The organism is Mesorhizobium shangrilense, assembly GCF_040537815.1.
Taxonomy (GTDB): Bacteria; Pseudomonadota; Alphaproteobacteria; order Rhizobiales; family Rhizobiaceae; genus Mesorhizobium; species Mesorhizobium shangrilense.
Map to the genome: position 1 here is coordinate 577,801 of NZ_JBEWSZ010000002.1, position 18,547 is coordinate 596,347.

General features: G+C 64.1%; 20 protein-coding genes. 10 read left to right on the forward strand and 10 right to left on the reverse strand.

Going from position 1 to position 18,547, the window contains the following annotated elements; translation table 11 throughout:
* Positions 1 to 478: 478 nt before the first annotated feature.
* A complete protein-coding gene (locus ABVQ20_RS27450) occupies positions 479 to 1,417 on the forward strand; it encodes a diacylglycerol/lipid kinase family protein (protein ID WP_354462784.1) in 939 nt (312 codons plus the stop codon).
* Positions 1,418 to 1,497: 80 nt separating this feature from the next.
* Here ABVQ20_RS27450 and ABVQ20_RS27455 read toward each other — a convergent pair whose 3' ends face one another.
* Genes ABVQ20_RS27455 through ABVQ20_RS27465 form a run of 3 tightly spaced genes read right to left on the reverse strand, consistent with a single transcriptional unit; the run spans position 1,498 to position 5,236 of the window.
* Positions 1,498 to 2,415 carry an NAD(P)-dependent oxidoreductase gene (locus ABVQ20_RS27455; protein ID WP_354462785.1) on the reverse strand — a complete coding sequence of 306 codons (918 nt, stop codon included), beginning with the start codon at positions 2,413 to 2,415 and terminating at the stop codon, positions 1,498 to 1,500.
* Positions 2,412 to 3,623: a mandelate racemase/muconate lactonizing enzyme family protein gene (locus ABVQ20_RS27460; RefSeq protein WP_354462786.1), complete on the reverse strand. Its 1,212-nt coding sequence runs from the start codon at positions 3,621 to 3,623 to the stop codon at positions 2,412 to 2,414. Before ABVQ20_RS27460 ends, ABVQ20_RS27455 begins: the two co-directional genes overlap by 4 nt.
* On the reverse strand, positions 3,620 to 5,236 hold the full coding sequence (locus ABVQ20_RS27465; RefSeq protein WP_354462787.1) for a GMC family oxidoreductase: 1,617 nt from the start codon (positions 5,234 to 5,236) through the stop codon (positions 3,620 to 3,622). Before ABVQ20_RS27465 ends, ABVQ20_RS27460 begins: the two co-directional genes overlap by 4 nt.
* Positions 5,237 to 5,490: 254 nt before the next feature.
* Here ABVQ20_RS27465 and ABVQ20_RS27470 point away from each other — a divergent pair, with 254 nt between their 5' ends.
* Positions 5,491 to 5,886: an acyl-CoA thioesterase gene (locus ABVQ20_RS27470; RefSeq protein ID WP_354462788.1), complete on the forward strand. Its 396-nt coding sequence runs from the start codon at positions 5,491 to 5,493 to the stop codon at positions 5,884 to 5,886.
* Positions 5,887 to 6,029: 143 nt separating this feature from the next.
* The gene (locus tag ABVQ20_RS27475) at positions 6,030 to 6,344 is read left to right on the forward strand and encodes a hypothetical protein (RefSeq protein ID WP_354462789.1); all 315 of its coding nucleotides are present in this window, start codon (positions 6,030 to 6,032) and stop codon (positions 6,342 to 6,344) included.
* A 49-nt stretch (positions 6,345 to 6,393) separates the two neighbouring features.
* On the opposite strand, the gene ABVQ20_RS27480 is transcribed toward ABVQ20_RS27475, so the two are convergent.
* Positions 6,394 to 6,762, reverse strand: a complete 369-nt coding sequence (locus ABVQ20_RS27480; protein WP_354462790.1) for a winged helix-turn-helix transcriptional regulator — start codon at positions 6,760 to 6,762, stop codon at positions 6,394 to 6,396.
* Positions 6,763 to 6,852: 90 nt separating this feature from the next.
* Here ABVQ20_RS27480 and ABVQ20_RS27485 point away from each other — a divergent pair, with 90 nt between their 5' ends.
* Positions 6,853 to 7,458, forward strand: a complete 606-nt coding sequence (locus ABVQ20_RS27485; RefSeq protein WP_354462791.1) for an NADPH-dependent FMN reductase — start codon at positions 6,853 to 6,855, stop codon at positions 7,456 to 7,458.
* Positions 7,459 to 7,549: 91 nt separating this feature from the next.
* Here ABVQ20_RS27485 and ABVQ20_RS27490 read toward each other — a convergent pair whose 3' ends face one another.
* Positions 7,550 to 7,939 (reverse strand): winged helix-turn-helix transcriptional regulator, encoded by a 390-nt coding sequence (locus tag ABVQ20_RS27490; RefSeq protein ID WP_354462792.1) that lies wholly within the window; start codon positions 7,937 to 7,939, stop codon positions 7,550 to 7,552.
* Positions 7,940 to 8,036: 97 nt separating this feature from the next.
* Here ABVQ20_RS27490 and ABVQ20_RS27495 point away from each other — a divergent pair, with 97 nt between their 5' ends.
* The 5 genes from ABVQ20_RS27495 (at position 8,037) to ABVQ20_RS27515 (ending at position 13,512) form a co-directional block, all read left to right on the forward strand.
* A complete protein-coding gene (locus ABVQ20_RS27495) occupies positions 8,037 to 9,017 on the forward strand; it encodes a quinone oxidoreductase family protein (protein WP_354462793.1) in 981 nt (326 codons plus the stop codon).
* Between the two features lie 180 nt (positions 9,018 to 9,197).
* Positions 9,198 to 9,752: a winged helix-turn-helix transcriptional regulator gene (locus ABVQ20_RS27500; RefSeq protein ID WP_354462794.1), complete on the forward strand. Its 555-nt coding sequence runs from the start codon at positions 9,198 to 9,200 to the stop codon at positions 9,750 to 9,752.
* Positions 9,749 to 10,852, forward strand: a complete 1,104-nt coding sequence (locus ABVQ20_RS27505) for an HlyD family secretion protein (protein ID WP_354462795.1) — start codon at positions 9,749 to 9,751, stop codon at positions 10,850 to 10,852. Before ABVQ20_RS27500 ends, ABVQ20_RS27505 begins: the two co-directional genes overlap by 4 nt.
* 7 nt (positions 10,853 to 10,859) lie before the next feature.
* The gene (locus ABVQ20_RS27510; RefSeq protein WP_354462796.1) at positions 10,860 to 12,422 is read left to right on the forward strand and encodes a DHA2 family efflux MFS transporter permease subunit; all 1,563 of its coding nucleotides are present in this window, start codon (positions 10,860 to 10,862) and stop codon (positions 12,420 to 12,422) included.
* A 163-nt stretch (positions 12,423 to 12,585) separates the two neighbouring features.
* A complete protein-coding gene (locus ABVQ20_RS27515; RefSeq protein ID WP_354462797.1) occupies positions 12,586 to 13,512 on the forward strand; it encodes a DMT family transporter in 927 nt (308 codons plus the stop codon).
* 149 nt (positions 13,513 to 13,661) lie between these two features.
* Here ABVQ20_RS27515 and ABVQ20_RS27520 read toward each other — a convergent pair whose 3' ends face one another.
* Both ABVQ20_RS27520 and ABVQ20_RS27525 read right to left on the reverse strand, forming a co-directional pair.
* Positions 13,662 to 13,937 (reverse strand): hypothetical protein, encoded by a 276-nt coding sequence (locus tag ABVQ20_RS27520; RefSeq protein WP_354462798.1) that lies wholly within the window; start codon positions 13,935 to 13,937, stop codon positions 13,662 to 13,664.
* 92 nt (positions 13,938 to 14,029) lie between these two features.
* A complete protein-coding gene (locus ABVQ20_RS27525; RefSeq protein ID WP_354463151.1) occupies positions 14,030 to 14,758 on the reverse strand; it encodes an alpha/beta fold hydrolase in 729 nt (242 codons plus the stop codon).
* A gap of 179 nt (positions 14,759 to 14,937) precedes the next feature.
* On the opposite strand from ABVQ20_RS27525, the gene ABVQ20_RS27530 reads away from it, so the two are divergent.
* Positions 14,938 to 16,506 (forward strand): winged helix-turn-helix domain-containing protein, encoded by a 1,569-nt coding sequence (locus ABVQ20_RS27530; RefSeq protein WP_354462799.1) that lies wholly within the window; start codon positions 14,938 to 14,940, stop codon positions 16,504 to 16,506.
* On the opposite strand, the gene ABVQ20_RS27535 is transcribed toward ABVQ20_RS27530, so the two are convergent.
* The 3 genes from ABVQ20_RS27535 to ABVQ20_RS27545 all read right to left on the reverse strand — a co-directional run bounded on the left by ABVQ20_RS27535 (position 16,442) and on the right by ABVQ20_RS27545 (position 18,395).
* Positions 16,442 to 17,728 (reverse strand): RNA polymerase sigma factor, encoded by a 1,287-nt coding sequence (locus tag ABVQ20_RS27535; RefSeq protein ID WP_354462800.1) that lies wholly within the window; start codon positions 17,726 to 17,728, stop codon positions 16,442 to 16,444. The two genes, ABVQ20_RS27530 and ABVQ20_RS27535, sit on opposite strands and share 65 nt — an antisense overlap.
* The gene (locus ABVQ20_RS27540; RefSeq protein ID WP_354462801.1) at positions 17,725 to 18,129 is read right to left on the reverse strand and encodes a YciI family protein; all 405 of its coding nucleotides are present in this window, start codon (positions 18,127 to 18,129) and stop codon (positions 17,725 to 17,727) included. The genes ABVQ20_RS27535 and ABVQ20_RS27540 overlap by 4 nt, the downstream gene beginning before the upstream one ends.
* 83 nt (positions 18,130 to 18,212) lie before the next feature.
* A complete protein-coding gene (locus ABVQ20_RS27545; protein ID WP_354462802.1) occupies positions 18,213 to 18,395 on the reverse strand; it encodes a helix-turn-helix domain-containing protein in 183 nt (60 codons plus the stop codon).
* Positions 18,396 to 18,547 lie beyond the last annotated feature (152 nt).

Below are 18,547 nucleotides of genomic sequence, written 5' to 3' on the forward strand. Positions count from 1 at the left end.
TTGACGGTCCTGCCAGCCGTTGCCCGAGGCAGCGTCCGTTCCAGACCACGCCGGTCTCCGCCCTTGCGGGCTTTGCCCTGCGCGCCATCGAAGGTTTTCGCCGTCCTTCATGGCAGCATCGGTCCGCCGTTGGCGTTCGCACGCTTTCCGCGGCCCCGTAGGTCTCGGCTTCCGTCCCTCAAACAGGCGAGCCTGCTTTCGCTTTGGGCCGTACGGGCCTCAGGAAATCCGCCTTTCCGCTTTGCCTTTCGGCTGGGCGATTGGTAGCCGCCTGAGATGGGTTTAACGTATGCCGGGTAAGGGCTTTGCGATACGGCCCGCAGCCTGTGGATAGCGGGATTATCGGGGATCGCGCCGCGTTGGCCGATCATGGCGAAAGCAGGGACAGCGCGTTTCGCCCCTTGCTCCGCTTGCAGGCGCGGGCTTCAATGCCGGCAAAGGATCGGGCACTGCATGCCCGGCGCCGGGAGGGTGCATATTGAAGGTCGGGGTGGTTCTCAATCCAGTTGCCGGCGGCGGCAGGCTGAAAAGGCATTGGCCGGAGGTCGCCGTGTCGCTGAAAAGGCATTTTGGCGATTTCGAGTTGCGCGAGACGCAAGCCGAGGGCGACGCGGAGCGGCTGGCAATCGATCTCGCCGTCAGCGGCTTCGATCTGGTGATCGCGGCGGGCGGCGACGGCACGGCCAGCGAAGTGGCCGATGGCCTGCTGCAGGCCTCGCAGGAGACCGGCCGCATCACCGAACTTGGCCTGCTGCCTTGCGGCACCGGCATCGATTTCGCGCGCGGGCTTGGTCTGCCGAAGGAGGTCGACGCGACGCTGAAGTGGCTGGCCGAGGCCAAGGGACGCAAGGTCGACGCCGGGCGCATCTGCTATATCGACGACCATGGCGCGCTGGCCAGCCGCCACTTCATCAACATCGCCAGCCTTGGGCTTTCGGGCGCCACCGACCGTGCCGTCAATGCCGACAAGCGCAAGGGCAGGATGTCGGCCAAGGCGCTGTTCCTTTGGCGCACGGTGGTGGAGTTTATCCGCTACCGGTTCCAGGATGTGCGGATCACCGTGGACGACGGCGCCCCGGTCGAGGCGCGCATGGCGCTGGTGGCGGTGGCCAACGGAAAATTCTTCGGCGGCGGCATGATGATCGCGCCCGACGCCGAACTGACGGACGGGCAGTTCGACATCGTCATCCTGCGCGCGGCGGGCAAGCTGAAGCTGATCTGGGACATCCGCCTGCTCTACGGCGGACGGCACCGCGACCATCCGGCGATCACCATCCTGCGCGGCAGGAAAGTGGTGGTCGAACCGCTCGGCGACGTGGAGAAGAATGGCGCGCTCGTCGACATAGACGGTGAGTCACCCGGGCGTATTCCCGCGACCTTCGAGATCCTGCCCGGCGCGCTGACGCTCAGATATTGAATCAAGCTGTTAACGGATTGATTCAGGTGAATCCGGTGATCTATCCAAGTCTCTGAAAGCGCTTGATATTTTATTGGGTGTCAGGTTTCCAGTTTCGCCGGAAAACCAGGCGCGCGCAGGTCGGTTCCGACGGCATCCTCGAGCAGCTTGATGATCTGGGTCGACCAGGCGGCGCCGCCATATTCCTGCTTGCCCTGTTCGAAAATCGCGTTGACGCGCGATGCCAGATCGAGCGGTACGCCGAAATCCCTGCCCATGCCCAGAGCGAAGCCAAGGTCCTTCAGCGCGAGGTCCATGGTGAAGCCGATGTCGTAGGAGCCGTTGAGCACCAGTTGGCTTTCGGTCTCATGCACAAAGCTGTTGCCAGAGGATGCGACGATCGCATGGTAGGACTGGGCGAGGTCGAGGCCACCTTGCCTGGCCAGCATCAGCGCCTCGCCGGCGGCGACGAGGTGGATGAAGGCCAGCATGTTAGTGATGACCTTGATCACCGCTGCCGAGCCGATCGGTCCCATCAGGAACGACTTCGCGCACATCGCTTCTATAGCCGTGCGATGACGCGCGTAAAGCGCTGCGTCCCCGCCGACCAGCGCGGTGATTTTCCCGACCGCCGCCAGATGGACGCCACCGGTAACCGGGCATTCGAGCGTCTCGACGCCCTTGGCCGAGGCAAGGGCCGCGAGGCGCACGATCTCGTCGCGGCCATTGGTCGACATCTCGATCCAGGTGCCGCCCGTGGGCAGTCCTTCGAGCAGGCCGCCGGGGCCGGCCAGCACCGCTTCGCTGACCTTGGGCGAGGGCAGGCAGGTGATGGCGTTGCCGGCGCGGGCGGCGGCCTCGGCGGGGCTGCTCGCGGCGGTGGCGCCGAGTGCCACGAGACGCTCGACAGCAGCGGGGTCGCGGTCGAAGACCGTGACGGCAAAACCGTTGCGGATCAGGCTCGCGGCAAGGTTGCCGCCAAGATGGCCAAGGCCAATGAAGGCGTAGCGTTCGCTCACGGCATCAACGGCGTTTGCATCATCTGCAGGTGCAGGTCTTTGCCGGTGTAGGGATGCGCGTCGCAGACCGCCTCGTTGAGCTCGACGCCAAGGCCGGGCTCCTTCGACGGAATGACATTGCCGTCCTGCCACTCGATCTTCTTCTTCAGCAGCGTGGCGTGGAAGCCGTCCCACTGCTTCAGCGATTCCAGAATGAGGAAGTTGGGCAGCGTCGCCGCCAGCTGGATGTTGGCTGCACCCACGATCGGGCCGCAATAGCAGTGCGGGGCGATCTGGATGTGATAAGCCTCCGCCATGGCGGCGATCTTCTTGGTTTCGAGTATGCCGCCGGAGCGGCCGAGGTCCGGCTGCAGGATGGTCGCCGCACGGTTCTCGATGACGCGGGCGAATTCGAACTTCGTCGTCAGCCGCTCGCCGGTGGCGATCGGGATCGAAGTGCCCCGCGCCACCTGCGCCATCACTTCTGGCATGTCCGGCGGCACCGGCTCCTCGAACCACAACGGATCATAGGGTTCGATGGCGCGGGCCATGCGCAGCGCGCCCGACGCGGTGAACTGCCCGTGCGTGCCAAACAGGATGTCGGCACGGTTGCCGACGGCTTCGCGGATCGCCTTGATCATGCGGGTGGCGACATCGATGTCGACAAGGCGCGGCTGATGGCCGTCGAAGGCGGTGTAGGGACCGGCCGGGTCGAGCTTGACGGCATTGAAACCCTGCTCGACATATTCGAGCGCACAGGCGGCGGCGAGGTCGGGATCGTTGTAGACGTTCTTGCCTTGTGCGTCCTCGGAGTGGACGCTGCCGGTGTGCGGATAGAGATAAGTGTAGGAACGCAGCGTCTCATGCACCTGGCCGCCGAGCAGCTTGTAGACCGGCTTGTTGGCCTCCTTGCCGATGATGTCCCAGCAGGCCATTTCGAGCGCCGAGAAGCAACCCATGCCGGTCACGTCAGGACGCTGGGTGAAGCCGGAGGAATAGGCGCGGCGGAAGAAGGTTTCGATGTCGTGCGGATCGTGGCCGATCAGGTAGCGCTCGGCCATGTCCTCGACCAGCTTTGCCGTGACATGGGCCGAGAAGGTGGCGTTGTAGGCCTCGCCATAACCGACGACACCGCCATCGGTGGTCAGCTTGACGAAGATGAAATACTTGCCGCCGATGCCGGGCGGCGGGTTGCCCACAACCCAGGTCTTGACGTCGGTGATCTTCATTTTTGGTCCTCCAGAACCAGTTCGGCACCCTTCCATCCAGTCATGACGGAGGCGGCGTTGGTGTTGCCGGTGATGTTGTCAGGAAAGATCGAGGCGTCGATGACGCGCAGGCCTTCAAGGCCGTGCACTTTCAGGTGCGGATCGACGACGGCCTGCGCGGGATCAGGCCCCATGCGACAGGTCGAAACGGGGTGGTAGACGGTGCCCGAGCGTTTCCTGAAATCCGTGATCAGGTCGGCGTCGGATTTGATCGACGGCCCGGGCAAAACCTCTTCCTCGATGATCTCGGCCATGGCCGGCATCGAGGCGATCTTGCGCACGAACTTCACCGCAGCCAGCATCTCGTCGACATCGGCATTGGTGGAATAGGCGTTGGCGACGATCCTGGGATAATCCAGCGGGTTCTTGGAGCGGATCATGATCTCGCCGCGGCTCGACGGGCGGCAGTTGGACAGGCCGATGGAGAAGCCTGGCCACGGATCGGGCGTCAGGATCGGGCGCTCGCCATTCTTCGGGATGAGCGTCGAGAACGCCTGGAAATAGAGCTGCATGTTGGGGCGCGAGAACGCCGGGTCGGTGCGGAAGAAGCCACCGGCATGGTTCATCGACAGCGACAGCGGGCCGGAACGTGTCAGGATGTATTGCATGCCGACCAGAAGCTTGCCCCACCAGGGGCGCAGGATCTGGTTGAGCGTCGGTACCCGACCCTTGAAGGTGTAGTTGATGCCGACATGGTCCTGCAGGTGCGCGCCAACATTCTCGTTGGCATGAACGACCGGAATGCCCAGCCCCTTGAGCAGCGCCGCGGGGCCGACGCCGGATAGTTGCAGGAGTTGCGGCGAGTTGATCGAACCGGCGGAAAGGATGATTTCGCGGCTGGCGCGGGCCGTCTTCGTTTCGCCATTCTGCAGATACTCGATGCCGACGGCGCGCTTGCCCTCGAACAGGATGCGGCTTGCCAGCGCATTCGTTTCGACGCGGACGTTGCCCCGCTTCATGGCCGGGCGCAGGAAGGCGCGGGCCGCCGACATGCGGCGGCCATTCCGGGTCGAGATCTGGTAGATGCCGACCCCTTCCTGGGCGGCGCCGTTGAAATCGGGATTGAGTGGCAAGCCGGCCTGCTGGCCGGCGGCGAGATAGCGTTTGGTCAGCGGATGGACCGCGCTCGAGGTGTCGGTGATGTGGAGGGGGCCACCGGTGCCGCGCCATGTGTCGGCGCCGGCCTGGTTGTCCTCCAGCGCCTTGAAGGCCGGCAGGAGATCATCGTAGCCCCAGCCGGGATTGCCGGCATTTCGCCAGTCGTCGAAATCCTCGCGCGCGCCCCGGATCCAGACCATGGCGTTGATCGAGCTCGAACCTCCGAGCAGCTTGCCGCGCGGCCAGTGGTCGACATTGCCGCCGAGGCCGGGGTCAGCTTCAGTCTTGTAGTTCCAGTTGACCGCCGGGTCGAAAAAGGTCTTGCCGTAGCCGAGCGGCATTTGCACGTAGAAGCGCCGATCGGTGCCACCGGCTTCCAGCACCAGCACGGAAAAGCGGCCCGATGCCGACAGTTTGTCGGCCAGCACCGAGCCGGCCGAGCCGGAGCCCACGATGATGAAATCATAAGTCTGCATGATGGGTATGGCGGCTCCGGAATTCGGGCTGCAGCCTAGACGCGACAGGCGCGCAAAGTCGCCGGACGTTCCGGCATGCGTTGTGAAAAAAGCGACTGGCGCAGCCCCGTTCGGAGGCGCAATCGCGGTAGCCATGTCGCTTTGTGGAAAGGCGCTTCGCAACGGAGCGGACAGAGCAGCGCACTGATCGCGTTGACGCATCATCCTCATGACGGTACGGGATCGGGGACAGTCGATCTCGAAGGATTTCTCGCATGGTGCAATACGCGGATGGACGGCCGATCGGCGATCTGACGCTGCGGACGCTGGCCATGCCTTCGGACGCCAATGCGGCGGGCGACATCTTTGGCGGCTGGGTGATGGCGCAGATGGATCTGGCCTGCGGCATCCGCGCCGCCGAGCGCGCGAGGGGCCGCGTGGTGACGGCGGCGGTCAAGGAAATGTCCTTCGCCAAGCCGATGAAGATCGGCGACACGCTGTGCATCTACACCCATGTCGAGCGCGTCGGCCGCACCTCGATGACGCTCAAGGTCGAGGCCTGGGCGCAGCGCTATCTCTCCGACCTGATGGAAAAGGTCACCCATGCCGATTTCGTCATGGTGGCGCTGGACGGCGAGGGCAAGCCGAAGGCGGTTCCTCCGGAAAGCTGACCAGCCCGACGTCGTCAGGCTCAAACGGCAAGGCCGCTGCCCGTCTCCCGCGGGGGATCCGAACAGCGCTGCTGTGTGATGCTTTTCATAGTCGCGTTCGCACGTTTGAGTGACCGTATCCCAGCGGGCCTGGGAGAGAGACAATGCGTCAACGATCGCTGAACAGCGCCTTGGCATGGGCGCTTGCGGCCTTGTTCTGCCTGCTGGCCGCAACTGCCTATACCGAGGTCAGGCAAGATGATGCCGAGGCAAGTTGCGTCTCCGAAAGCCACGCCCTCAAGCCGCAAGCGGCCAAACGCGAAATCCGCGTTGCGACGCCGTGCGGCACCCGCTCAATGGCTGTGAAAAATTGCGATAGAGGTGCTGCTTGCACCATCGGCGGCAAGCTGGTCGACCGGGACCCGAAATCGTCCCGGAACGAAAGCCGGCTGTGGGCCGGAATGCAGATACAGCCGTAGAATTCGGCTACACTGGATGCCGCATGAAAACCCTTGCGGCACAAGGGCTTCAGGCATGAACTTCATCGAATCTGGCGCGCGCGGCCCTGACGCGCTGCGTGTTGAGGCGCGCCCATTCGCCGAGCGCGCTGACGGGGACGAGCAGTTCGTGGCCGAGTTCGGTCAATTCATAGTCGACGCGCGGCGGAATGGTCGGGAACACTGTGCGGGTAACGAAGCCGTCACGCTCCAGCCCACGCAAGGTGGTGGTCAGCATCTTCTGCGAGATGCCGCCGACAGCCGTGCGCAATTCATTGAAGCGCAATGGTCCGTCGCCAAGCTTGCCAACGACCAGAACGGTCCATTTGTCGCCGACACGTTGCAGGATTTCCGAAACGGCGCGGCAGTCTTCGGTGCGGTGTGGGTGCCTCGGTATCAAAAAAGTGCCTCCTTGCGCAGCGCTTTGTCAGTATCTCATATAGCGCCGGTATCCAAATGATACCAGCTTTAGTTATATGGAGAGCCCCCCGTGTCAAAACCCAAAATCGCCATCGTCATCGGTTCGACTCGCGCCGCGCGTTTCGCTGATGTGCCGACCCAATGGATCGCCAAGATCGCCAAGTCGCATGCCGACATCAATGTCGAGATCGTCGACCTGCGCGACTTCCCGCTGCCGTTCTTCGACGAGGTTGCATCCTCCGCCTGGGTGCCGTCAACGAATGAAGTGGCGCTGCGCTGGCAGAAGAAGGTCGCTGAATTCGACGGCTTCATCTTCACCGCCGCAGAATACAATCACGGCCCGACGGCCGTGCTGAAGAACGCCATCGACTACGCCGCCAACGAATGGAACAAGAAGCCGGCCGGCTTTGTCGGATATGGCGGTGTCGGCGGTGCGCGCGCCGTGGAGCAGCTCCGGATGCATGCCGTCGAACTGCAGATGGCGCCGGTCAAGTCGGCCGTCCACATCGTCTGGGCCGATTTCCTCGCCGTCCGCCAGGGCGAGAAGAAGCTCGAGGATATGGAGCATCTGAACCAGGCCGCCACGGCGCTGGTCAACGACGTCGCCTGGTGGGCCAAGGCGCTGAAGACCGCACGTCAGGCCGACGTGATCGACGAGGAAATCAAGGCGGCCTGAGCCGCCGGAACGAGTTATCCTCCCAGGGATACGGGGCGGCGCTTGCGTCGCCCTTTTTCATCTGCGGGCTTTCGCTTGCACGATGTGTTGGTTACGCCACCGGGTGCTGGGCCGGCCTCGGCCTGATGACGCAATCGGCGAGGCGATCCATCTCGTTCAGTTCGTCTGCATGGTGCTGGCCCCATTCGCAGAGCGCCAGCAGGATCGGCTCCAGGCTGAGACCGAGCGGCGTCGCCGAATATTCGACGCGCGACGGGATCTCGGCGAAGATCTCGCGGCTGACGAGGCCGTGTTCCTCCATTTCCCGCAACTGCTGGATCAGCACCTTCTGGGTAATGTCGGGCACTTTCGCCTTCAGCGCCGTCAGCCGCCGGGGCCTGTCGAACAGATGGTAGAGGATGACGGCTTTCCAGCGGCCCGAGATCACTTTCAGCGCGCGTTCGGCTGGCAATATCGGCAGCCTCTTGGTCGGATTGGCCATGGTCACCTTCCGGTCAGCAGGGGACAAATGAGTGTGTAGTCGTCATCGCGCAGATAGTGGCAAAGCACGGCCGATGCCATAGCGGTCGGAGTTTGCCATGAGAGCCATTCAAGTGAACCGCTTCGGCGGCCCGGACGTGCTTGAGGTCGTCGAATTGCCGACGCCCGACCCACAGCCCGGCGAAGTCCTGATCCGCGTCCGTGCGGCGGGGATAAATTTCTTCGAGGCGCTGATGCGCGCGGATCGTTATGCGGTCACGCCGCAACTGCCGATGATGCCCGGCGTGGAGGCAGCGGGTATCGTGGAAGCGATCGGGCAGGGCGTGGATGCCGTGCTTTTGGGGACACGCGTCGCGGCGCCCTTGTTCGTTTCCAAGCGACCCTTCGGCGGATACGCCGATCATGTCACGATCGACGCCGATCTCGCCGTGCCACTGCCGGATGCCCTTCCGTTCGAGGATGCCACGGCCTTGATGGTACAGGGCCTGACGGCTCTTCACCTGCTGCGGCAGGGTCCGCCAGGCGGCAAAGCTGTGCTGGTGCCAGCCGCGGCGGGCGGGGTCGGTTCGCTCCTTGTCCAGCTTGCAAGGCTGAAGGGCGCCAGCAAGGTGATTGCGGCCGCCGGCGGCAAGGCCAAGCTCGATCTCGCTTTGTCGCTCGGCGCCGATGTGGCCATCGACTACAGCCTGACGGATTGGCCGGCTCGTGTCCGAGATATCACGGGCGGGAAGGGCGCCGATATTGTCTACGACACCGTTGGTGGTGCGCTGACGGCCGCGTCGCTGCAGGCGTTGGCGCCCGGCGGGGAACTGGTGTTCGCGGCGCTCGGCAGGTTCGCGCTCGCGGCCTCCGATCTGGAAGCGATGATCGGTCACAACCAGTCGCTGAGAGGGTTTGCGTTGCTGCCGCTCTTGTCCGGGGCCGCATTGAGGGCCGGCCTGTCGGAACTGTTCGCGCTGGCGGCAAACGGTCGGCTGCGGGTTGCGATCGGCGGCCGCTTCCCGCTTGACCGGGCCGGCGAGGCGCATCGCCTGCTGGACGAGCGCCGTTCGACGGGGAAGGTCGTGCTGATGCCTTAGCGGCCTGATCCACCCGGTCGTGACCTTGTTTCCATCCCGATGGGGCGGGGTGCTGCTCCATCCCATGTCAGTGCGATCTCAGCGAAAGACGGGCTCTGCCTTTCTGATCACGCCTGAGTGACTTGCATAATGCAACTTACTTCGCTATAGGTCACTTTCATTTTGAAAGAGACTCCTATCATGGTAGCGAAAACAAGCTTCGAGACACGGCCGTGCCCCATCGCGCGCAGCCTCGACGATGTCGGCGAATGGTGGAGCATCCTGCTGCTTAGGGATGCGTTCCAGGGGCTGACGCGCTTCGATCAGTTTCAAAAGAGCCTGGACATTGCCCCCAACATTCTCGCGCGCCGGCTGAACAGCCTGGTCGAGCGCGGCCTGTTCGAGAAGCGTGCCTACTGCGAGCGGCCGCTTCGCCACGAATATATTCTGACCGCCAAGGCGCGTGATTTCCGCCCAGTCCTCCTTTCCCTGCTCGCCTGGGGCAACAAGCATCTGGCACCCGAAGGCCCGAGCCTGGTGGTGGTGAACAAAGCGGATGGGCGCTGGGCCGAGCCCGTGCTGGTTGATCGTCACAGCGGCAGGGAACTCGACAGCGAGGACTTCACCATGGCGACGGCACCTGCTGCCACCGATCGCATGCGGAAGCGATATGATTTCAGCAGCGAGGGCTCTGGTCTTCCGCTCGTCGACAACACGCTGGTTCATCAAAGCCATGAAGAGGCACGAAGCAGATGAACAAGGTTCTCTCTCCGGCTGAGTTGCAGCCAGCCCAGCCATCGGTCGTCCAGATTCCCATGCCTGCCAGAAAGCGCCGCAAGCCGTGGCTGATGGCGGGGGCGGCGATCGTCATCGGGGTCGCCGGATGGTACGGCTTCCAGTGGTGGCAGGCCGGCCGCTTCCTGGTATCGACCGACGATGCCTATGTCGGCGGCAACGTCACACCGTTGGCGCCACGGGTTGCCGGGCATATCGATCAGATACTCGTCGAGGACAACCAGCATGTCGCGGCCGGTCAGCTCATCATCCGCATCGACGATCGGCCCTTCAAGGCGGCGCTGGAGCATGCGCAAGCATCGGTGGAGCAGAAGCAGTCGTCTCTCGACAATCTTCGTGCCCAGACTTCACTGCAGAATTCGCTGATCGAGCAGGCGCAGGCCGATCTCGACGCCAAGAGCGCGGCTGCCATCTTCACCACGCAGGATGCGAAACGCTATGAGGTGCTCGCCAGCACCAAGGCCGGTTCGCAGCAGGACGCCCAGAGAAGTTTTGCAGCCGACGGTCAGGCCAAGGCATCGGTGGCGGCCTCCCGCGCGGGGCTTGCGGCCGCCAGGCAGCAGCTCGACGTCCTCAACACCCAGATCTCGGAAGCGACGGCGGAGGTCGCGGCAGCCAAGGCCGATCTCGATACCGCGCAGCTCGATCTCGGCTTCACGGAAATCCGCTCACCCATCGACGGCATTATCGGCAACAGGCTGGCGCAGGTCGGCACCTATGTCTCGCCGGGCAGCTACCTGCTGACCATCGTTCCGGACAGGGGGCTATGGGTTGACGCCAATTTCAAGGAAGACCAGTTGCGGCACATGGCCGACGGCCAGGCGGCGATGGTCTATTCGGACATTGCGCCCGATGAGCCGCTCAAGGGGCACGTCACCAGCCTGGGGCCCGCCACGGGGGCGATCTTCAGCGTGATCCCGGCGCAGAACGCGACCGGCAACTTCACCAAGATCGTCCAGCGCGTCCCCATCCGGATCACGATCGACCAGGACCAGGCGCAGAAAGTTGCGCTGCGGCCAGGCCTGTCGACCACCGTGACGGTCGATACCGCGTCACGCTGAGGACACCATGTCAGAGCGCGTCGCCCCGCAATCCTTCCTCGTCAGCATCCTGCCGTTCATGGTGATGTGCGTGGGGATGTTCATCGCGCTTCTCGACATCCAGATCGTCGCGTCTTCGCTGCAGGACATCGGCGGCGGCCTGTCGGCGGCACAGGACCAGATCGGCTGGGTGCAGACATCCTACCTGGTGGCTGAGATCATCGTCATCCCGCTGTCGGGCTGGCTCACCCGGGTGTTCTCGACACGCTGGCTTTTCACCATCTCGGCGGCCGGCTTCACCCTGGCGAGCATGCTGTGCGGATTGGCCTGGAACATCGAAAGCATGATCGTGTTCCGTGCCCTGCAGGGGCTGCTCGGGGCATCGATGATTCCCACCGTCTTCACCTCGTCGTTCCATTATTTCCAAGGTCCCAGGCGCGTCTATGCGGCCGCGGTGGTTGGCAGCATCGCCTCGATCGCGCCGACGCTCGGGCCGGTCATCGGCGGCTGGATCACCGATACGCTGAACTGGCATTGGCTGTTCTATGTCAACGTCATTCCCGGCACCATCATCACGGTCCTCGTCGCCACGCTCGTCAAGATCGACGAACCCGATCCGTCCCTTCTGAAGGGCGCCGACTATATCGGCATCGCCCTGATGGCGGTCAGCCTCGGCACGCTGGAATATGTGCTTGAGGAGGGGTCGCGCTGGAACTGGTTCGATGATGCGACGATCCGCAATGGCGCCGTCGTCGCTGGTATTACCGGGGTTCTGTTCGTCATCCGCAGCCTGACCTATTCGCAGCCGGTGGTGGATTTCCGCGCCTTCGGCAACCGCAATTTCGCGATTGGCTGCTTTCTCTCGTTCATAACCGGCGTCGGCATCTTCGCCACGATCTTCCTGACGCCGCTGTTCCTCGGCTACGTGCGCGGCTACGACGCCCTGCAGACCGGGCTGGCGGTCTTCTCGACCGGCGTCGCTTCGATGGTCGGCGTTCCCGTCTACATCTTCCTCGCCAAGCGCTTCGACACACGCTGGCTGATGATGTTCGGGCTGGCATCCTTCGGCGCGTCGATGTGGAGTTTCAGCGCCATCACCAGCGAATGGGGCGCTGCGCAGCTGCTTCTGCCCCAGATATTTCGTGGCTTCCCGCAGGTCTTTGCCGTGGCGCCAAGCGTCAATCTCGGCCTCGGCAGCCTGCCGCCCGAGCGGCTGAAATATGCCAGTGGCCTGTTCAACACGATGCGCAATCTTGGCGGTGCGGTCGGCATCGCCGTTTGCGGCGCTATCCTGAACGACCGCACCAATTTCCATTTCCTGACGATCGCCTCGCATCTGACGCCACAGAACGAGGCAGCGATGCGACTGGTCGACACCGTCGCGCTGCGCTACGGACAGCTGCCCGGCGCTGTCGCCGACGGCCATACGGCGTCGCTGAAGCAGCTGTGGGCGCTTGCCTATCGCGAGGCGTCCACCATGGCTTACGCCGATGCGTTTCTGGTGATCATGGTCGCGTTCGTCATCGCGACGGCGCTCGTCCCGTTCCTGCGCAACGTCACGCCAAAGCCCCTGCCTGCGGACGCACACTGAGGCGGAGCCAAGTAACGACAGGCTGCGGCAGCCGCGAAGCTGCTGGTCGCCAGACCCATTCGCCGCCGGTCAGCACAGTCGCGAATCCGGTGGACCGGCATATGCGCAGGGCTGCCATCTGGCCCTGCCGCTAGGTCCGATATATCCGGCTGCGATGCGCAGCATGAGTAAGCCCGTGAAGTCACCCAGCCTGGCAGGCGTCGTTTCCCCCATGATCCCGGTGCTCGTATGCGCGCTCGCGATCTTCCTTCTATCCGCCATGGATGCGGCGATGAAGGTTCTGGTCATCGCCGTCGGCGTCTACAATACGGTTCTATGGCGCAGCATGCTCGCGACCGTGGTCGCGGGCATTGGCTGGTCGACAGGGCCGCGCTCGCTTCCTGCTCCTTCAGTGCTGCGGCTGCATGTGTTGCGTGCCGTGGTTGTCGGCATCGTCTTGCTGTCCTTCTTCTGGGGGCTTGCCAGGCTGCCGCTCGCGGAGGCGATCGGGCTCAGTTTCGTCGCGCCCCTGTTTGCCCTCTTGCTCGCCGCGCTGCTGCTGGGCGAACGCATACAGCGCCAGGCGATCTGGGCCTCACTGGCCGGCATTGCCGGCGTCGCGATCATAGTGGCCGGACAGTTTGGGCAGGCAAGCTATGCCGGGGATGCCCTGCTTGGCACGGTGGCGGTGCTCGCATCGACGGTGTTCTACGCCTACAATCTGATCCTTGCGCGGCAACAGGCGCTGGTGGCCAAGCCAATCGAGATCATGCTGTTCCAAAACCTTAGCGTCGCGGTCATCCTTGGGCTTGCAGCACCCTGGCTCGCCATCGCGCTGCCGCCCAATCTCTGGCTTCCGCTTGCCGGGGTGACGGCGCTGTCGCTCGCCGGCCAATTCCTGATGAGCTGGGCCTACGCCCGCGCCGAGGCGCAGTATCTGATCCCGACGGAATACTCGGCCTTCATCTGGGCGGTCGCGATTGGCTGGCTCTTCTTCGACGAGGCGGCGACCTGGACCACGCTGGCCGGGGCGGGCCTCATCGTGGGCAGTTGCCTGATCGCGGCGCGCTCGAATCCGAAACTGGCCGAACCGATCGAAGCTGCTGTCTGAGGGTGAAAAATCCCTGGGATGGACGGCCACGTCGGCGAAAGCCGGGCGCCGGCTGATCGCAGGCGCCCAGTTCTTCGGCAGGTCGCTTTGGATGTCAGCGGCACTCGACACCATGGAGGTCGAGTGGCGTCATTCCTCCAGAGCCTGGTTCAGGATTTGCCGGCCAGTGCGTTCACGTCCGCGCAGAACTCGGCGTGCGGCTTGCTCATCGCGGCGTCCTGGCACAGCCTGTGCACGTCGTCCTGCTTGTCCTTCGGCATCGCCATGAAAACCTTCGTGAATTCAGGCATAGGCTTCAGCTGCTTCATCGCCGAATCCGCGTAGAACGGCGCCATGTTGGAAGGCTCGTCGAGCGCGCCCGCGACTGCCGTGCCGCCGATCGCGAAAACGGCAATCGCCGCAAGGCAAGTGGCTTTGAAATTCATGGTCTGGTCCTCTCCTTGGGTTGAGCGGTCGACGACCGCGTTGGTAAATCGGTTGACAGGTGGGTTCGCCGGATCGGCCTCCTCGAGGCCGATCAGTTTGCAGCCTTTGCCGTCTGGGCGGCTTCCTCGATGAGTTCAGCGACCGCGCCGGGCTTCGACACATAGATTGCGTGGCTGCCCGGGACTTCCACGACGGTGGAACCGGCGCGCTTCGACATGGCGCGCTGGGCATCGGGCGGGATCATCTTGTCTTCCGTCGCGACGAGGTACCAGCTCTGCTTGACCTTCCAGGCCGGCTTGCTGATCGCGCCGTTCAGCGCGTCGAGCCCCCACGGCACCTGCGACTCCGCCATGAAGGCGGCCTTGCCGGGCTCGACATCGGCCGCGAACGAAGCCGCGAACCTGGTCTTGTCGAGCATGAGAAAACCATCCTGCGGCGGCAGGATCGGCGGCACCGGCGCGCCAGGCGCCGGATTGGCGATCAGCGTGGCCACGGACTCGCCGGCATCGGGGGCGAAGGCGGCGATATAGACCAGGCCGACAACCTTCGGGTCGTTACCGGCTTCGGTCACGACGGCGCCGCCATAGGAATGGCCGACCAGGATGACGGACTTGTCCTGCGCGTTGATGACCGCACGTGTCGCGGCAACGTCACCGGCAAGCGACTGGGTGGGGTTCTGGACAATGGCCACGTCATAGCCATCGGCCTTCAGCTTCTCGTAGACACCCTCCCAGCCGGACCCGTCGACGAAGCCGCCATGGACGAGCACGATTGCCCTTTGCGAACCGCCGGCCGCGAATGCGGGCACCGCAGTGACCATGCTCGCCAGCGATAGAGCGAGCAGCGAAAGTACTGTGTTCATTTGCTTTTCCTCCTTCAGCGCGCTAACGGAAAGTGTTCCGCCACGCCGCAGGAAGGTGCTTGAAACGGCCTCTCGCGTATTGAAGGGACGCCGAATAATCTGCGAACAATTTCCTAAGCCGCAACCAGGCTGCCGCAATGCCGACGCAACCTCTCGTTTTTGGCCCGTTTGCACTGGACCCCGACAGGGGAACGCTTCTGCGCGACGGTGAGCCAGTGGCGCTGGGGCGCCGAGGTATCCTCTTGCTCGATGCGCTGCTCAAGCGCCCCGGTGAGATTTTCACCAAGACCGAGCTGATGGACGCCGGCTGGCAAGGCAGCGCCGTCGAGGAGAGCAATCTTTCGGTCCAGATAGCGTTGTTGCGCAAGGCGCTCGGGCCAATGCCGGACGGGGGAGACTGGATCGCCACCGTCCCGCGCATCGGCTACCGGTTCCTTGGAGCAGGCCTGGGGCAGGAGGGCAGGACGGCTCCGCATCAGCCGAAGCCCTCGCTGGCGGTTCTTCCGCTCACCAGCCTCAGCAGCGATCCCGAACAGGAATACTTCGCCGACGGGCTGGCGGAAGACATCATAACGATGCTGTCGAAGCTTTCGGGGCTGGTCGTCATCGCCCGCAGTTCGAGCTTTGCCTACAGGGGATTGTCGGTCGACATACGCACCGTCGCCAGGGAGCTGGGCGTTCGTTTCGTCCTGGCGGGAAGCGTCCGCAAAAGCGGCAACCGCCTGCGCATCGCCGCGCAGTTGAGCGATGGCGAGACAGGGGCGCATCTGTGGGCCGAGAGCTATGACCGGGAACTGGCCGATATGTTCACGCTCCAGGAGGAGGTGGCCAGCAGGATCGTCGGCGCGCTCAAGATCGCGCTAGGCCCGAAAGAGACGGCGCAATGGCCGGGGATCGCATCGACCGGAACGACTGATATCGATGCCTATGATTGCTTCTTGCGTGGCCGCGCGATGCAACGGGGCGCGACGCAGAATGCCGATGTCTTCAGGCGCACAAGCGAACTGTTTCGCCAGGCGATCGATCATGATCCCACCTACGCAGCGCCCTATGCCGCGCTCGCAATGGCCATGGGGCATGCCTATTACAACCGCTGGACGGACGATCCTGAGCAGGCGCTCGCCGAGGCCCGCAGGCTCGTCGAGGAAGCGGTCCGCCTCGATCCAAACGATGCCTTTCCGCATGGCGTCGCCGCCCTGGTTTCGTCGTACCGCGCGGATTTCGAGCGCTGGGCATCCGAAGTCGAGATTGCGCTGACGCTCAATCCGAATTTCGCGCCCGCGCTGGCGCTGCGCGCGATGCTCAACACATACTCGGGAGAGACGTCAGCAGCGATCGAGGACCTGGAGCGCGCCATTCGCCTCGACCCCCTGTTCTCGCAAAACTATCTTCACCATCTGGGCGTGGCGCATCTGGTCGCCGGCAAATACGAAACCGCGGCCGCGCTGTTGCGGGAGCGGATACTGCTCGTGCCGAACACCGACATGAGCCGGGCCTATCTCGCGGCGGTGCTCGGCCTGTTGGGTGACGACGAGGGGGCGCGGCAAGTATGGGGCGAACTGATGGCGATAAAGCCTGGCTATTCGTTTGAAGAAGGCATTGGCCGGACGCCGTTCAGGAATCCACAGGATCTGAACCGGATCAGGAGCGGCCTTCTGAGGGCGGGGCTGCCCATCGACTGCCCGGCAAATCACCCGCGCGGCTGAGCAGCAGCGCGCGCTCCCTGTCGTTGCCGGTCAAACTGGCGGCGTGGCGGAACTCGGCACGGGCCTCCGCTGGACGTCCCAGCCTTTCCAGAAGATCGCCGCGCACCGTGGGCAGGAGATGCGACCCCTTCAGGCGCGGCTCGTCCCGCAGGGCATCGGCGATGGCGAGTCCCTGTGCCGGTCCGAACGCCATGCCCACCGCCACCGCCCGGTTGATTTCGACGATCGGCGAGGGGGCCACCAGCGCGAGCGCCTGGTAATAGGCTGATATGGCGATCCAGTCGGTGTCGGCGGCGGTCACCGCGCGGGCATGGCAGGCGGCGATCATCGCCTGCAGCAGATAGGGACCGGGTGTCGATGTCAGGGTCATCGCACGGCCTATGCCGTCGAGACCGTGCCGAATGAGCGACCAGTTCCACCGGCTGCGGTCCTGGTCGAGCAAAAGGATCGGATCGCCAGCCTTGCCGGTGCGGGCGGCGAAGCGCGAGGCGTGCAGTTCCATTAATGCCACCAACCCCAGGGTCTCGGGCTCGTCCGGCATCAGTGCCACCAGCGAGCGGCCCAGGCGTAGCGCTTCGCCGCAGAGATCGGCGCGCAGCCAGTCAGGCCCCACCGTGGCCACATAGCCCTCGTTGAAGATCAGATAGACCACCTCCAGGACGGCGGCGAGCCGTTCGCGCCGCTCGTCTCCGCGCGGCGTCTCGAACGGTATCCCGGCATCGCGAAGCGCCCGCTTGGCGCGCACGATGCGCTGAGCGACGGTGGTTTCAGACACCAGGAAAGCGCGGGCGATCTCTGGCGTCGACAGCCCGCCCAGCAGCCGCAAGGCAAGTGCGGCGCGTTGCTCGGCCGCCAGCACCGGATGGCAGGCGGTGAAGATCAGCCGCAGCAGGTCATCATCCACATCCTCGTCGAGCGCTGCCTCGATGTCGGGTATCTCGCGCTCCAGTTCGGCGAGGTCGACGGCGATTTCGCGATGTTTGCCGTCGATCATGGTGGTGCGGCGCAGGCGGTCGAGCGCCCGGTTCCTGGCGACCTCAGTCAGCCACGCCGCGGGGTTGCTGGGTATGCCGTCCCGGGGCCAGCGCTCCAGCGCCATCAGGAAGGCATCGCCGGCGATCTCCTCGGCCAGGCCGACATCCCTGAGATAGCGAGCCAGCCTGGCGGTGAGCTTCGGCTGCTCGATCCGCCAGACCGCTTCGATGGTGGCAGTGGCCGTCAACCCTTCATCTCGCCAAAGCCCTCCGCGACCTTCTGGACGTCCTCGGGGAACTCGCTGATCTCAAAGACGCGGCGAACCTCGATCACGTCATTCTCGCCGGCGGGGCAACGGCGGGCCCATTCGATGGCCTCCTCGCGCGAGCGCACGTCGATCACCCAATAACCGCCCAGCACTTCCTTGACCTCCGCGAAGGGGCCGTCAGTGACGGCAGGCTTGCCGCCCTTGAAGCTGACCCGCGCGCCCGATGACGGCGGATGCAGCCCGTCGAGCGCCAGCAGCACGCCGGCCTTCTTCAGTTCCTCATTGTATTTCATCATGCCCTCTACCGCCTTGGCATCGGGCATGACATCGGGCGCCGCCGTTGCGTAGCCGCCGGGGATCATCAGCATCATGAACCGCATGGTCTTCTCCTTGGTTGGGTTGGTTCGATCATACGACGAACGAGGAGCCGGAGAATCGACCGGAGGGCGAAAAAAGATTCGGCTCAGTGAAGGCAGGCCCGCCATTTACCGGGCGTGCGACCGACCTGGCGCGAGAAGATTCGGGTCAGGTGACTCTGGTCGGCAAAGCTGCTCGCAAGCGCGATGTCGGCCAGGGAAGCACTCCCTGCCAGCATTTCCTTCGCGCGGGCAACACGACGTTGCACAAGCCACTTATAGGGTGGCATGCCAACCGACCTTCGAAAGGCGTGCGCGAACTGGCTGGTTCCAGGCCGCACAAAGTGGCGAGTTCAGCGAGGCCGATACCGCCTATCAGGCTCGTCTCGATCACTTCCTTGGCAAGACGCTCCTGCCACGTGCTCGAGCCGCCAGTCACGCG